The organism is Bisbaumannia salifodinae (assembly GCF_055388505.1).
The window spans coordinates 3,185,891-3,200,354 of sequence record NZ_AP043781.1; the positions used below are offsets into that span (position 1 = coordinate 3,185,891).

The window sequence follows — 14,464 nt, forward strand, 5'->3', positions numbered from 1 at the left end:
GTGCTTACCTTTCGGATAGGGCGTTGCCAGCGCCACGCAAGATGGGTTTTAGCAGGTATTCCAGCACGCTGCGCTTGCCGGTGATCACATCCACCTGGGCGGTCATGCCGGGAATGATCGCCAGGTCGCGGCGGCCGAAGCCGGCCAGGCTCTCCTCCAGGGCACGCACCCGCACCAGGTAGAAGGTGTTGTCGTTATCGTCGGTGATGGTGTCGGCACTGATATGCTCGAGCTCCGCCTCGAGGCCGCCATAGATGGCGAAATCGTAGGCCGTCAGCTTGATGGTGGCCGGCTGGCCCGGGCGCAGGAAGGCGATATCCTGGGGCGCGATCCGTGCCTCCACCAGCAACAGCTCGTCCTCGGGGACGATCTCCACCACGTCCTGGCCGGGCTGGGCCACGCCCCCCAGGGTATTGATATGCAGCCGCTGCACGACGCCATTCACCGGGGAGCGAATCTCCGCCAGGCGCACCCGGTCCTGCAGGCCGGTGCTCGACTCATCCAGGGCCGAGAGTTCGCCACTGGCGGAGGCCAGTCGATCCCGCCACTCGCCGCGCTTCTCCAGCGCTACCTCGCGCAGCTGCGCCTCGGCCTCCTCCACCGCCGCCTCCAGCCTGGCCACCTGGGAGCGGGCCTGGTTGCGCTCGCCGCTGACCCGGGAGACCTCCCGCTCGAGGCGCAGTACCTCCACCTCGGAGACGGCCCCCGCCTCCAGCAGCGGACGGGTCAGGTTCAGCTCACGGCTGGCCATACCGAGTTCTCGATTCGCCGTATCCAACCGCGACTGGGCTTCATTCAGCTCTTCCCGGCGCTGCTCGAGGCGCTCGCGAGCGATCCCCTGGGCCTCGCGCAGCTCCTCCCGGCGACTCTCATAGAGCTCCCGCTCGCGATCGACGAGACTCGGCGCCTCGGCCAGCAGCTCCGCTCCCGGCATAAAGGCACCGCCACTGACCAGGGCCTGAAGTCGGGCGATACGCGCCTGCAGGGCGAGCGCCTGGGCGCGATTCTCGCGGAAATTGGCGACGAAACGAGTGGGGTCGATGCGCATCAGCAGTTGCCCCTCCTCGACCCGTTCGCCCTCGCGCACCAGGATCTCCTGCACCACGCCTCCGTCGAAGGACTGCACCTTCTGCAGCTGCGAGGAGGGAATCACCCGGCCGGCGCCCCGGGCCACCTCGTCGAGCTGGGCGAAATAGGCCCAGGCGCCGAGCAGGATCAGCGACAGGAAGACCGCGTAGAGGAGCCCCCGGGCGCGCATCGGCTCCTGCTGCAGGCGCGCCCAGTCGGCATCACTGGCCCAGTCGCGATTAAGATTCAGGGAGGAGACGCCCCGGGCGAAGAGGCGATCGATCAGCGGGCGCATCGGCCTGCCGCCCCGCCGGGACAAGCGCCCGATGGCCTCGAAGCCCTGCTGTTCGGCGGATGGGTCCTGACGCTCGGTCATGCGCCGGCCCTCCCGATCTGGCCACTGCGCAGGGCGGCCATGACCTTCTCCTTGGGCCCGTCGGCCACCACCTTGCCGGCGTCGATCACCACGATACGCTCCACCAGCGCCAGCAGCGAGGTACGGTGGGTCACCACCACCAGGGTCTTGGCCTCGGCGTACTCGGCGAGGCGCTTCTTGAAGGCCTCCTCGCTGGCGTGATCCATGGCGCTGGTGGGCTCATCCAGCAGCAGTACCTGGGGGTCGTTGACCAGGGCCCGGGCGATGGCCACCGCCTGGCGCTGGCCGCCGGAGAGGCGCTGCCCGTGCTCGCCCACCGGCAGGTCGACGCCCTGGGGATGGCTGTTGACCAGCGCTGCCAGGCCGCTGATCTCGCAGGCCTTGAGCAGGGCCTCGTCATCCACCCCCTCGCTGCCGCCACCGGCGACGATATTCTCGCGCAGGGAGCCGAAGAACAGATCCACGTCCTGAGGCACGTAACCAATATGCCGACGCAGCTCGAGGGGGTCGAACTGGCGAATATCGACCCCATCCAGGGACAGCGCACCGGCGGTGGGCTGGTAGAGCCCCAGCAACAGCTTGTTGAGGGTCGACTTGCCGGAGCCGACCCGCCCCAGCAGGGCGACCTTCTCGCCCGGGCGAATCGATAGCGACAGGTCGTGCAGCGCCTCGCGCTCCTCGTCCGGGTAGCGCAGGCTGACCCGCTTCGCCTCCAGGGCCCCCTGCACCACCGGACGCGAGACGAAGGCCTTCTCCTCGGGACGCTCCACCGGCGTCTTCATCACCTCGTCCAGTGACGCCAGCGCCGTGGAGGACTGGTGATACTGCGCCAGCAGGGCCGCGGCCTGGCTGACCGGCGCCATGGCCCGGGACGAGAGCAGGTAGGCGGCGATCAGCCCGCCCTGGGAGAGGTCGCCGGCGATGATCAGATAGACGCCGATGATGATCACCGCCACCGCCACGGTGTGCTGGGCCCAGAGCGCCACGCTGGAGACCGAGGTACTGATCAGCCTGAGCTGCGCGGAGGTCCGCGACAGGTAGGCAGTGGCCTTCTCCCAGATGGCCTGCAGGCGGCTCTCGGCGCGCAGCGTCTTGACCGTCTCCAGGCTGCCCAGGGACTCCACCAGGGAGGCATTGCGCTGGGCGCTGACCCGCCAGGTGGTCTCGGAAAGCTCGTGCAACTTGCTCTGGGCCGCCAGGGCATAGAGCAGCACGAAGACGATCCCCACCACGATAGGAATCACCAGCGGCACGCCGATCACCGCGATGATCGCCACGAACAGCAGCACGAAGGGCAGATCGACCAGCCCCACCACCGTGGCCGAGCCGATAAAGCCGCGTACCGACTCGAAGGATTGCAGGGTCGAAGCGAAGGAGCCGGTGGAGGCCGGCCGCCCCTCCAGGCGCATGCCCAGTACCCGCTGCATCAGGCTCGCCGAGAGCTTGACGTCGGCACGACTGGCGGCCAGGTCGACGAAGGCCGCCCGCAGCAGTTTCATCACCAGGTCGAGGCAGAGCACCAGGAAGATGCCCACGGAGAGCACCCAGAGGGTCTCGGTGGCCTGGTTGGGCACGACGCGGTCATAGACGTTCATCACGAACAGCGGCATGGCCACGGCGAAGAGGTTGATCATCACCGAGCCGAGGATCACGTCCCGGTAGAGGCGGCGATTCTCGGCGATCACGCTCCAGAACCAGTGGCCCTTCGCTTCACGCCTGGCCCCGCGACCCCGGCCATCGAAGCGAAACTTGGGGCGCACATAGATCAACTGCCCCGCGTAGCGCGACTCGAGCCCCGCAAGCGTCAGGCGCACGCTGGCATCGCCCAGCTCCGGGTAGAGCACCTCGGCCTCCCCCGCCGCGACATCCAGCGCCACCAGCACGCAGGCGCGGCCGGGCTCCAGTAGCAGGATCGCCGGCAGCAGGTCGGCATTGATCTGCGATAAAGAGGCTCGCGCATGGCGCGCCGACAGGCCCGCCCGGGTGGCGGCCCGGGGCAGCACCCCCGGCGTCAGCTTGCCCTCCTCCAGGGGCAGACCGGCCACCAGCGCCGACTCGCTGGTGTCGTGATCATGGGCCCTGGCGATGATCTGCAGGCAGCCCAGCAGATCGTCCTGGGCGGGCGCCCGGGGCGCCGCCACCGCTTCCTTCGCATCCGTGGTCACTATGCAGCTTCCCTAACGCTGACTGGGGGTAGCCGCCCCGGCACCGTCGCTGTCATCGGACGGGACCGGGGCAACGCTTCATCACTCGGCGAGGGTAATCTCGACGCGACGATTCTGGCTACGCCCCGCGGGAGTGTCGTTGCCGGCCACGGGACGGCTGGCACCATGGCCACGGCTCTCGATCAGCTCGGCGGAGACGCCCCGGGAGATCAGGAAATCGGCGACGCTCTCGGCGCGCGCCTGGGACAGCGGCTGGTTGATGGCATCGCCACCGCTGCTGTCGGTATGACCGTCGATGCGGATACGGCCGATATCGCTGCGCTCGCGAAGCTGAGTCGCCAAGCGGGCCAGCTCTTCCTGAGCCATGGGGCTTAGCTCGGCGCTATTGATGGCGAAGAGGGCGTCGGCGCTCAGGGTGATATCCGGGGCATAGGGCTCCACGGAGACCGAGATATCGCCGATCAGGTCGTCCAGGGTCTGGGCGGTGGGCGCCCGCACCGGGCAGAGGCTCTGCGGGTCGAGGCTGACGCCCTCGCTGGAGAGCTCGGCCAGGGTCGGGATCTGCTCGCTCATCAGCCCCAGGGTCGGCATCAGGCGACCCATGGCGGCCAGGGTGCGAGCATCGGCGATGGCCACGTCGTACTGCGCATTGACGTAGGCGCGGCTGGCCTCGAAGTACTCGTTCTCGCTGTCCAGCACGTCGAGCAGGGTACGCTGACCGATATCGAACTGCTGCTGGTAGGCGCCGCGCACCCGGTCGATGGACTGGCGATGCTGATTGAGGTGATTCAACTGCTCGCGCAGGCGACGGGTATCGTTATAGGCGATCTGGGTGGTCTGGCGCACATTGGTGCACTCCAGGTCGCGCTGGCTGCTCGCCTGCTCCACCAGGTCGCTGGCGCGGCGGAAGCTGGCCAGGTCGCTGCCGCCCCGGTAGAGGTTCATGCTGGCCACCAACTCCACGGTCTGGCTGTCGCGGCGCCCGGCCACATCGTCGAGGTTGTTGGTACCGGCGGTGGCGCGGAAATCGAGGCGCGGCTGGAAGGCCGAGCGGGTGCCGTCGCGCTCGGCGCGGGCCGCGGCGATATTCTCGATGGCCGCATGGAAGCCGGGGTTGCCCTCGTAGGCCAGTTGCACCGCCTCGCTGACGGAGGCCGGCAGTTCCGCCTCGAAGGAGGGAGCCGGTGCCAGGGCGTCGGCGGGCAGGGCACCCACCAGGCGCTGATAGCGGGCGCTGACGTCGTGCAGGTTGGAGGCCTCGGTAATCAGGTTGGACTCGGCCAGGGCCAGGCGGCCGCTGATCTGCTCCAGGTCGACGCGACGCCCGGCGCCGGCCAGCACCCGCTGCTCGATCTGCTCGAAGACCTCCAGGTGCTTGGCGTAGTTGTCCCGGGCCAGCTCCACCAGTTCCCGGTAGCGGCGCACGTCCTGATAGGCCCGGGTCACCTCCAGGGTGACCTCTTCGCTGGTACCGAGCAGCTCGTAGTAGCGCACCAGTTTGGCGCGGTCGAGCCGCTCCACCTCGCTGCGGGTGGCGAAGCCGTCATAGATCATCTGGGTCAGCGAGATCTCGGCGAAATCCGAGTCGAAGCTGCCGCGGCCGTCGCCCTCGCGGCTCTCCTGGCCGATGCCCGCGGTCACGTCGAGACTCGGCAGGTAGCCGCCGCGGGCCACGTCCACCCGATGCTCGGCGCCCAGGAAACCGTGGTAGGCCGACTGGACCTGGGGATTGCTGGTCAGGGCCTGCTGGGCCACCTCGCGCAGTTGCTCGCTACTGGCCTGGGCCCAGGCCACGGAGGAGAGTCCACCCAGCACCAGGCAACTGGATGCCAATGCGGTGGCATGGGCCAGGGGGGATAGGCGCATAGCGAAAGTAGGGCGCAGGCCGGAAGGCAGCGTCATCGAGAGTTCTCCCTGTCGTCTCGACGTACCACCGAGGCGGGCGGTGACACGTCCTTGTATTTTTTTGGTTGAGTTCCTTGCCGACAACGCCACCAGCCCCTAGTAGGCGAGGCGACAGGTCAACAAGGCGTCACAAAATGTAACAGTATCGTTATTATTAGAAAACCCTATAACCCTGATATAGCCGCTATTGCTACGCCAGGATGCGGCCACCGCCGCACTCCAGGTGCTATCCGGGAAGTGGCTGATATTGTCCCCTTCCCGCCAAGGCGGTGACTGAGAGCAATCTTGGGTTACCTTTGCTTACGCTATCTATCGGCGGTCTTGCGGGGAGCTTTAATTCAGGGCGCCTTCTGCCACTGCTGCAGTCCCAGGCCGGCCACGCAGGAGAATCTCGATGGCCGGTGACGCTCGCCACTGCCGTCCACCTTGCCGAGGGCATCGTCGTGTAAAATCGGGGAAAGGGAGCATCGAGCGCTAGACGAGGAGTACGACATGGTCAAGGAATTCCCGACCGGCTGGCGCGACAAGAGGCCAGTCTGCGATGCCGGCCGCCCCCGGCGGTCGCTGGGCCTGTGGCTGGCAGGCGTGATCAGTGCCCACGCTCCCCTCCTACTGCTGGTATTGGACAACGGCCTGATGCAGGCCGATGGCATCCGCCCCTACGCCGAGACCCGGCCGGTCATCCTCGATAACGTCTGGCCGGCCCGGAAACCGCTGCTAGCCGATGCCTGGCCGGCAACCCCGCCGAACGGCGGCGACCAATGAAGCGCCTCGCCAAGACTGGTCTGCTCCTGCTGCTGGCACTGGCCATCGGCGTGGTGATCCTGGCGTCGCGGCCCGCGCCCTCGTTGCTGGACGGTATCATCTGGCAGCCGACCAATGACTATCCCCGCCCCCAAGGCCAGTGGCACCTGCTAGGCGCCGATAGCCTGCTGGTCCAGTGGTCACTCAACGATAACCTGGCCTGGCTGCCTTCGAGCCAGTTCGCGCCACAACCGAGGTTACCGGACTGGGAAGCCCTGGGACGCGAGCCCTGGGCCTCGCGGATCATTCTCGGCCTGGCCTCGCGCATGCACCTCGATGACGCCCGGCGGCACTGGCAGCGCCTCGGTCAACAGGGGGCAATGCTGGTCGAAGACGTCGCTTTCCCGGTGGCGGGGTGGTATGCGCCCATCGAATTCAGCCCGGACTGGCGGGATGCCGATGCCTACCGGGCCTACCTCGACACCTTGCCCCGCCCCCGCTATGTCAGCAGCTATGGCGGTTATGAGATGACGCCCCGGGGCTATGCGAGCTGGGTCGCCTCCTGGCTGCCCGAGGACGCGATCCTGCTTTATCAGGACGGCGTCGGCGTCGGCCGACAGACACCGGCTCAGGCACGCGCCCGCGCCGACGCGCTGGCCGAGGTATTGGGCCCTTCACGCCTGATCATGGTGATGGAGGCCTTTCAGCTGCGCCGCGACGGCCACCTTGGCCCTGCCAGTCTCAGCCAGTTGATTGACCAGTTGCGCAGCTACCGGGGACTCGAGGTTTACGCCTTCTCGGCCCGCCACTTGCGAACCCACCAGGTGCTGGCCCTGCGCCTGCTGGCGCCCTGGCTTTTCTAGACGGCTCGGCGCTGGCGGCGACAGGCGACTAGATATCGAAGCTGACGACCAGTTGTAGCTGCGTCGTTGCATAGCCGTCTTCATCATGCTCGCCTCTCAGGTAGCGACCGAAGAGTCGCTCCAGGCGAATCTCCACGGGCCAGGCGAGGGAGGGCTGCCAGGAGAGGCCCGGCCCCGCCTCGATGACATTGTTGTAGTAGAGCCCCTCGCTGTCCCACAGCAGGTTGACCTTGGCATAGACCGAGACCTCGCTCATCCGGTGGCGATACAAGCGCCAGCCCTGCCAGAGGGTAAGCTGCCCCAGCAGGTTCTCGTAACGGCTGGGATACTGTATGGAAGCATAGGCCTGGCCATAGGGTGCCAGCGGCCACTCCCCATGCAGAGAACAGCGTCGCGGGGCGCCCCAGGCCTGAAAGGCGTCCAGGCCGACCCGGCTATCGATGCCCGTGCGTCGCTCACCATCCCGTGCCAGCAGGTCGCGGTCATAGCTCAGCTCCCCATAGAGCCTGACGGCGGGGTGGGGCCACCACTCGGCCCCGCCCCCGATACCGACATAGTTGTCGCTGTAGATCTCGGGAATGCCATCGACCACCCGGGATTTCCAATCGTCCTGATACGTCAACATGCCATAGACCGCGCTCCGCCGCTCCGCGTCGAGGTAACGCCTGAGGCGCACACGATTCTCGGTCACGGTATTATCGAAGCGCGAGGCATAGAGGGTATCGCTGTAGACCGAGAGCCCCCAGGGCGACGGCAACCGCCGGTGCATCAGGGCCGCCGTATAGACTCGGGCCTGGCAGGCCTGCGCATAGGCCGCCGAGGTAACCGCCCCCTCGGCGGCCTGACGGAAGGTCCGCGTGGCCGCCGCCTCTCGGCCATCGGCCTGATAGGCATAACCGGCCGCCATCAGCATCTCATGTTGTGGCGGCTCGCCGGCCGCCGCCAGGAAGGCCTCGGCGGCGGCGGTATGTCGCCCCTGGGACTGATGATGGTAGCCCAGGGCACGCCAGGCGGTGGCATGCGTCGGCTCGATGGCCAGGATCGCCTCGAGGCTCACGACCACCTCGTCCGGGTCGCCCTGTCGCTGGGCGTCATAATAGCGATTGAGCAGCCGCTCCACCTCCGGCGCCTCCGCCGCAGCCGGCGAGGTGAGCAGCCCCATCACCAGCACCCAGGGCGCCCGCCTCATCAGCCAAGCCCTCATGCGCCCTGCCTCCGGCGCCACCAGACAAGCCACAGGACGATCAGCGCGAAGAGCGTCGCCACGGCGATCAGCCCCCAGTGCAGCTGATCACGGGAGAGCGCCCGCGAGGGGGCCGCGACCGGCGTCGGGCGGTGCGCCAGCACCACCAGGGTGCCATCCTGGGCATGCAGCAGGGCCTCTCGTGTCCCATCCGGGATGCGCCACCAGTGTTCCGGCAGCACCGCGGCGCCACGCCGCAGCACCTCGGGCGAGGCCGCGGTAATCAGGCCACGTCCCTGCTCATCGGCGCGCCACCATAGTGCTCCCTCGGCGAACCCGGGCTGCAACCGCTCGGGGAAGCGCGCCTGCAGCCTATCAGCCATGGCGGGCTCCACCCGAATCTCGACACTGGGCGCCTCGCCCATGTCGTCCCGCCCGTCGCCCGCGAGTCGCACTCGATACGGCACCGGATCCGGCGTGGCCGCTTGCCGGTGGGCACGCATCAAGGCGGTCAGCAGCTGCATCCCCGCTTCGGCGTGATCTTCCGGCAAACGAACGCTGGGGGCGGCGATCAATCGCGGGATGAGGGCCATCAGGCCGGCCTTGGGCACATACTCGAAGCCCACCTCGCTCTCCTCGGCATCGATCCACAGGTCTCCCTGCAGGGGCAGGTAACAGTGGCGCGTCACCTCCAGCTCGGCCGCCAGCTCCAGCGTCAGCCGGGGCCGCTCGGGAACCGCGACTCCGGCCAGGGGGAGGGTGCGCTCGATATTGTGACTGGCCAGCTCGTGCAACGGCTGCGAACCACTCAGCGCCCCCTCCATCCAGAGGTTGAGATGCGCCCCCTGGGGAAGGCCCGCCTGTCCGCGGAGTAGCAACTGTCCACGAGGCACGCCGGTCGGCTGCCAGTGGGGGGGATAGTCCAGCAGGTAGGTCGCCTGCCCGGTGCTGGCCAGGCGAATATCCTCGAGCCCCAGCTCGGCCAGCGTGCGCGGCTCGCGCAGCCTGGCCCACACCGGCTCGCGGCGCTCGACGTCGAAATCGGCATGAGCATCGAGCAACTGGTCCCGCTGGGTGACATCCAGCAGGGCCAGCACCGCCGCGTGCAAGGCCCGAACCTGGCGATAGCGAATTTCCAGGGTCGCCGGTCGGGGCGCCTCGCCCTCCCAGCGCGCCGGTATCAAGGCGACCCGGGCCGGCGGCGCCAGGGCGGCGTCATGGCGGATATCAATGACGAAGTCCACCTCACCCGGCCGCGTTCCGGTTTCCCATCTCAGGTCGGCCTGGCGGTCCAGCCAGCTCACCAGCCGTGCGGCCGCCGTATAGGCGTCCTCGTCGCCCGCCTCGATCGTCAGGTGCCCCAGGGCCCCGCCGGGGTGACCACGGTTGAACAGCCCGTCGGGCAAGTGTTTAAGTGCCACCTCCCCGGTTGACCGGGGGCGGTAATCGAGCGACAGCTCACGCAACTGAAAAGGCCGGGAGAGTGGCATCGGACACCTCTCCTGAAGAGACTCATCGGCCATGTAGCGTGCCGGCCAGCCCAGGAAGTCGAGACGATGAAACCCCGGCGTCAGGTCCGGCAGCGCCGCCCGGATCGTCTGGCGGCCATGCGGCTCGACCAGATGCACGATATCGCCGTCGAGGCGTACCATCAGCCGATGCTCTCCCCCCTGACCCAGCAGCGTGGCGTTCAGGCTCACCGCGCCGAAGCGCTGCCCCTCGGGAACATACACATAGCGGCTGATCTGCGTCGCCGCCTCCTCGACATCGATATCGGCCAGGGGCCAGGCCGCCCCCAGCACCGGCGGGGCCGAGAGCATCCAGGCCATTATCAGCCACCAGGTCACGCGAATCCTTGGCACCGTCACTCCCCCTCTTCCGTGCGGGCCGTCTTGGCCCAATGCAGCTTCTTCCTGAACAGGCGCCCCATCAGGTTCTGATAGGCCGCCGAGAACAGGACCAGAATGAACAGCTGGGCATAGGTGAAATAGCAGAGGAGCGAATAGTCCGCGTCGGACCAGCGGCGGTCCTCGCTCAAGGCGGCGAACGACATATGCAGGGTAAAAATCACCACCGCGAGGATCCACATATAGAGATAGGGCCCGGGGATATCCACCGTCACCACCCCCAGTATCGATAGCAGAAAGGTCAGGTGACTGGTGACCAGGGCCGGCACGAAGATCACATAGTTGAAGAGGAAGGTCAGTATCTCCAGCCCCAGTGGATAAGGGTGGTTGACGGCATGCGGCAAGTACTTCCAGATCACCGACAGGTTGCCCTGGGTCCAGCGAATGCGCTGGCGCAACCAGGCGCGAAAGGTCTCGGGTTCCTGCTCCCAGGTCACCGCATAGGGCACCCAGCGAATGCGCTGATCGCCACGGAAGATGCGCAGGCTCATCTCGGTATCATCCACCAGCGAGGTCTCATCGAACCCACCCAGGACGTCGATGGCATCCCGACGAATCACGTAACCGGTGCCCATCAGCATCGACAGGCCGAACCAGGCCCAGCGCCCGCCCTGGAAGAGCCACTGGAAATAGATGAACTCCAGGTTGATAAAGCGGGTCAGCCAGGTCGCATCGCGGTTACGCGTCCGCACCTTGGCGTTGACGGCCACCAGCCTGGGGTCGTTCTCCAGGGTCGCCACCAGCAGCCAGAGGCAGGTGGGCTCGGGGGTGTTGTCGGCATCGAAGACCGAGATCAACTCGCCACGGGCCTGGACAAGCCCCACATTGAGGGTGCGCGACTTCCCCTTGCCGCCCTCGCCTATCGGCACGTCGTAGCAGCGTAGCTGGGGAAACTCCTCGCACAGCTCCGCCACGATGTCCCCGGTACCATCGCTGGAACCATCGTTCACCACGATCACCTCATAGCGATCAACCGGGTAATCCTGGCCACACAGGGCGCGCACGGTACGCTCGATGACCAACGCCTCGTTATGCGCCGGCACCATGACACTCACGAAGGGAAGGTGCCCCTCCCACCGCGCGAGACGAACGACCTCTTCGTTACTGGAGAAGTAGTATCGTGAGGCCCCGACACTCAGGAATACCCAATAGGCCAGCATCGTCCAGATGCCCCACAGGGCCGTCACCAGCATGGCATCACCGAGATTCATGCTCCCTCCCTGGTCCCAACCGGCGCTTCATCTCACGGCGTTTCATCAACACCGAGACGGCCCAGAACACGTTAAGCAGGATCACCACCAGGCTGATCCAGGCGAAGTCGACGCTCAGCCAGTAGATGACATGAAAGGTCTGCTGACTGACGAAAGGCCAGAACCACAGCGACACACCGTAGAACGCCAGCATGACCCTGCCCGGCCAGTCGGTCTCGAGCTCGCCTGACGCATCGAGACGGTACTCCAGGCCATGGAGGCGCCAGCTCAGGGGCAGCAACTCGATCTCCTCCAGCGGGCCGTGACTCACCGGCGACAGTTGAACCACCCGCCCCCGCACCGCGTCCCCCGACGCCAGCAGGGGGATGACATGCCGCCCCCCGATCTCCAGCACCTGCTGGGGCAATGGCCAGGCCGGCTGCCCGGAGAAGTGGGGGGCACTCAGGTAGGTGGCAGGCAACATGCCGTCGAGAAGCGGAGAAACCCCCTCAGGCAGATAGAAGACTTGCGGACAGAGGCCCAGAGCGCACCAGGCCATCAGCAGCTCGGGCTGCGCCTGGGCCTCGACAGGATCCAGCCTGGCCACCGGGATGCCACCGGCGCTAACGGCATCACGCAGCCACCGACGCCGGTCGGCATCTCGCGACACGTCGAGGAGATCGCCCAGCAGTACCCCAGGATTCACCCCCCATGACACATACTCCCGAACGACGGCCTCGACATCACCGGCCTGCCCGTCCACCACCGGCCAGACCCCACGGTCGACGATAAAGTAGTCGTTGAGTCGCTGCGCCGGCTCGACGGCGGGTTGCCGAACCGAGGCCTGCTCGGGGGCACAGCGCACCTGCTCATGGTAAAGCGACAGCAGTGCCTTGGCCGGTGGATACTCGGCCTGGAACAGCATGGAGCAGAGCAGGATGGTTACCATGGTCAGTCGACTTCATGCCACTGCATCGCCCACAAGCGAGTGCCATCCTCGGGCACTCGCGCATACCGCAGGCGCACGGCGAACTCGGATCTGGCCAGCACCGGTTCGAGGCGCCTGACGAGGGCTCGCGCCCAATCGGGCACGTCGGGGTCATGGAAGGCCAGAAGATACATGGCGCCCTGCCCCTCGATGTCCTCGGTGAGCATGTCACCGGCCCTCAACAGCGAGTGCAGCTCCCCGGCGAAGTCGAATATCGCCTGCTGTACCGGGGCCCGCCCCAACAGCTCACTCACCCTACGCATATCGAGAAAGTCGAGGCGAAACAGCAGCGCGGGCGTGGGCACCGCTCCTGCCTTGGCCATCTCGCGCAGGCGCCGGTCGATGCCCCGTGGCCGGGGTAACAGGCTCCAATCCGAGACATCGAGTACGGCCCTGACCCGAGGAATGCTCAGCATCATGTTCAGGCGTGTCGCCGCCAACTGCTGGGCCCGGGCGGCGGAGAGCCAAACCGGAGCGAAGGGCAACAACGCAAAGACCAGGAACACTTCGCCACTCAGCACGCTGAGCGACTGCTGGGTCAACAGCAGGGGAACGACCGTCGCGAAGGCCAGGGCGCCCAGCGCAATGGCATACTGCAGGGGCAGGAAGGCCCCGATGGCGGTCAAGAGGGTGACGATGACCCAGACCCCCTTGAGATCGGGCCGCACCAGCAGGGCGCCGATGGTCCCGGTGATCCCCAGCGCCAACAACGGCCAGATCAGGCGGCTATAGAGGTGCCGCCGAAACCCCTGGCGGTAGGATGGGCCCTGAGACGCCTCCCCGGCGGTGGCTGCCGACCGCGTCATGACGGCCTCCCCAGGCCCTGCACGATCAGGTCGAGGATACGCCCAGCGGCGCTGCCATCGCCCAATGGATTGCTCCCCTCCAGCGTCTCCCCGCGCCAGCCTCCCTCCTCCAGCGCAGCCACGACCCGATCCCTGTGGGTGCCAACCAGGCGCCCCCACCCCGACTCGATCACTTCCGGACGCTCGGTCTCGTCCCGGGCCACCAGGGTCGGCAGGCCCAGGCAGACGGCCTCCTCCTGGATCCCCCCCGAGTCGGTGAGCAACAGCTCGCAGGCCTGCATCAGATAGAGCATGTCGGGATAGGGCAGCGGCGCCACCAGGCGCAGCCGGGCGGCCTGTCCCGCAGGCAAAGAACCCAGTATCTCGCGGACCCGATCCGCCACCCTCGGATTAGGATGCAGCACCCAGACACAGGCCAGTTCCGGGCACGCCGCTAGCCGGGCCTTCACCGCCTCGGCCACCGACACGACGCCAGTGCGCCAGTTCTCGCGGCGATGCATCGTCACCAGGAGGCCGCGATGCGCTCGCAGCATTTGTGCCATCCCGCGACTCGACTCGCTCAGCAGGGAATGAGCCGCGCCACTCATTCGCTCCCTGGCCACCTCGACCGCATCGACGATGGTGTTGCCCGTGACATGTACCTCGCCAGGGACGACCTCGGCACGCAAGGCCCGAGCGGCACGGAGCGTGGGAGCAAAGTGCCACCGGCTCATCCGGCCGATCACGCTGCGATTCATCTCCTCGGGGAAGGGCTGCCACGGATTGCCACTACGCAGTCCGGCCTCCACATGTCCCACGGGAACGCCCGAGAGAAAGGCCGCCATGGCCCCCTGCAGGGCGGATGCCGTATCGCCCTGGACGATGACTGCCTGGGGAGCACGCTCGCGGATGATATCGCCGAGGGCCTGGAGAAGCCGTGCGTTAAGAGACGCCAGGGCGTCGTCGCCCTGGCGGACGTTGAAACGAACCTCGGCGCTCAGGCCGAAGAAGCTCAACAGGGGGTCGAGCACCTCGGGCGCATGCTGTCCGGTATCGACCAGTAGTGCCGATGACTCACCAAGTGCCGCCCGGCACTCCGCTACCAAGGGCGCCAGCTTGATGATCTCCGGACGCGTCCCCGCACAGAACATGATCATCGGGAGTCCCTCCCCTATCCCATCATCCTTGGATCCTTGCCTGCCCCCGCACGCCCCTGATTCCCAGGAGAGGCGAGGGCGGCTTACCTTGATCCAGTCTGGTCTAGAGTTCGGGCCAACGGACGATTGTTTT

The 14,464-nt window shown here is 67.0% G+C and carries 11 protein-coding genes; 2 read left to right on the top strand and 9 right to left on the bottom strand.

Annotated features, from left to right (window positions below; all coding sequences use genetic code 11):
* Positions 1 to 4 precede the first annotated feature (4 nt).
* From ACZ5EF_RS14900 to ACZ5EF_RS14910, 3 genes are all read right to left on the bottom strand, one after another.
* Complete coding sequence (locus ACZ5EF_RS14900; RefSeq protein WP_346061830.1) at positions 5 to 1,444, bottom strand: HlyD family type I secretion periplasmic adaptor subunit; 1,440 nt, start codon at positions 1,442 to 1,444, stop codon at positions 5 to 7.
* Positions 1,441 to 3,609: a type I secretion system permease/ATPase gene (locus ACZ5EF_RS14905; RefSeq protein ID WP_346061829.1), complete on the bottom strand. Its 2,169-nt coding sequence runs from the start codon at positions 3,607 to 3,609 to the stop codon at positions 1,441 to 1,443. The genes ACZ5EF_RS14900 and ACZ5EF_RS14905 overlap by 4 nt, the downstream gene beginning before the upstream one ends.
* An 81-nt stretch (positions 3,610 to 3,690) precedes the next feature.
* Positions 3,691 to 5,511: a TolC family outer membrane protein gene (locus tag ACZ5EF_RS14910; RefSeq protein ID WP_346061828.1), complete on the bottom strand. Its 1,821-nt coding sequence runs from the start codon at positions 5,509 to 5,511 to the stop codon at positions 3,691 to 3,693.
* Between the two features lie 495 nt (positions 5,512 to 6,006).
* On the opposite strand from ACZ5EF_RS14910, the gene ACZ5EF_RS14915 reads away from it, so the two are divergent.
* Positions 6,007 to 6,279 (top strand): hypothetical protein, encoded by a 273-nt coding sequence (locus tag ACZ5EF_RS14915; protein ID WP_346061827.1) that lies wholly within the window; start codon positions 6,007 to 6,009, stop codon positions 6,277 to 6,279.
* Positions 6,276 to 7,121: an alpha-amylase family protein gene (locus ACZ5EF_RS14920; RefSeq protein ID WP_346061826.1), complete on the top strand. Its 846-nt coding sequence runs from the start codon at positions 6,276 to 6,278 to the stop codon at positions 7,119 to 7,121. The genes ACZ5EF_RS14915 and ACZ5EF_RS14920 overlap by 4 nt, the downstream gene beginning before the upstream one ends.
* Positions 7,122 to 7,149: 28 nt before the next feature.
* Here the strand turns inward: ACZ5EF_RS14920 and ACZ5EF_RS14925 are convergent, their stop codons facing one another.
* The 6 genes from ACZ5EF_RS14925 to wecB are packed head-to-tail and all read right to left on the bottom strand — an operon-like array spanning position 7,150 to position 14,331.
* Positions 7,150 to 8,325 carry a hypothetical protein gene (locus tag ACZ5EF_RS14925; RefSeq protein WP_346061825.1) on the bottom strand — a complete coding sequence of 392 codons (1,176 nt, stop codon included), beginning with the start codon at positions 8,323 to 8,325 and terminating at the stop codon, positions 7,150 to 7,152.
* Complete coding sequence (locus ACZ5EF_RS14930) at positions 8,322 to 10,166, bottom strand: hypothetical protein (protein WP_346061824.1); 1,845 nt, start codon at positions 10,164 to 10,166, stop codon at positions 8,322 to 8,324. The genes ACZ5EF_RS14925 and ACZ5EF_RS14930 overlap by 4 nt, the downstream gene beginning before the upstream one ends.
* Positions 10,167 to 10,168: 2 nt before the next feature.
* The gene (locus ACZ5EF_RS14935) at positions 10,169 to 11,422 is read right to left on the bottom strand and encodes a glycosyltransferase family 2 protein (protein WP_346061823.1); all 1,254 of its coding nucleotides are present in this window, start codon (positions 11,420 to 11,422) and stop codon (positions 10,169 to 10,171) included.
* Positions 11,409 to 12,350 carry a hypothetical protein gene (locus ACZ5EF_RS14940; RefSeq protein WP_346061822.1) on the bottom strand — a complete coding sequence of 314 codons (942 nt, stop codon included), beginning with the start codon at positions 12,348 to 12,350 and terminating at the stop codon, positions 11,409 to 11,411. Before ACZ5EF_RS14940 ends, ACZ5EF_RS14935 begins: the two co-directional genes overlap by 14 nt.
* 2 nt (positions 12,351 to 12,352) lie before the next feature.
* Positions 12,353 to 13,195, bottom strand: coding sequence for a hypothetical protein (locus tag ACZ5EF_RS14945; protein ID WP_346061821.1), 843 nt, complete (start codon positions 13,193 to 13,195; stop codon positions 12,353 to 12,355).
* Positions 13,192 to 14,331, bottom strand: coding sequence for a non-hydrolyzing UDP-N-acetylglucosamine 2-epimerase (gene wecB / locus ACZ5EF_RS14950; RefSeq protein ID WP_346061820.1), 1,140 nt, complete (start codon positions 14,329 to 14,331; stop codon positions 13,192 to 13,194). The genes ACZ5EF_RS14945 and wecB overlap by 4 nt, the downstream gene beginning before the upstream one ends.
* Positions 14,332 to 14,464: the final 133 nt, after the last annotated feature.

Excerpts from the sequence above, each read along its gene's own strand:
- ACZ5EF_RS14900 (WP_346061830.1), bottom strand. The coding sequence starts at position 1,444 with ATGACCGAGCGTCAGGACCCATCCGCCGAACAGCAGGGCTTCGAGGCC.
- ACZ5EF_RS14910 (WP_346061828.1), bottom strand. The coding sequence starts at position 5,511 with ATGACGCTGCCTTCCGGCCTGCGCCCTACTTTCGCTATGCGCCTATCC.
- ACZ5EF_RS14915 (WP_346061827.1), top strand. The coding sequence starts at position 6,007 with ATGGTCAAGGAATTCCCGACCGGCTGGCGCGACAAGAGGCCAGTCTGC.
- ACZ5EF_RS14920 (WP_346061826.1), top strand. The coding sequence starts at position 6,276 with ATGAAGCGCCTCGCCAAGACTGGTCTGCTCCTGCTGCTGGCACTGGCC.
- ACZ5EF_RS14925 (WP_346061825.1), bottom strand. The coding sequence starts at position 8,325 with ATGAGGGCTTGGCTGATGAGGCGGGCGCCCTGGGTGCTGGTGATGGGG.
- ACZ5EF_RS14935 (WP_346061823.1), bottom strand. The coding sequence starts at position 11,422 with ATGAATCTCGGTGATGCCATGCTGGTGACGGCCCTGTGGGGCATCTGG.
- ACZ5EF_RS14940 (WP_346061822.1), bottom strand. The coding sequence starts at position 12,350 with ATGGTAACCATCCTGCTCTGCTCCATGCTGTTCCAGGCCGAGTATCCA.
- ACZ5EF_RS14945 (WP_346061821.1), bottom strand. The coding sequence starts at position 13,195 with ATGACGCGGTCGGCAGCCACCGCCGGGGAGGCGTCTCAGGGCCCATCC.
- wecB (WP_346061820.1), bottom strand. The coding sequence starts at position 14,331 with ATGATCATGTTCTGTGCGGGGACGCGTCCGGAGATCATCAAGCTGGCG.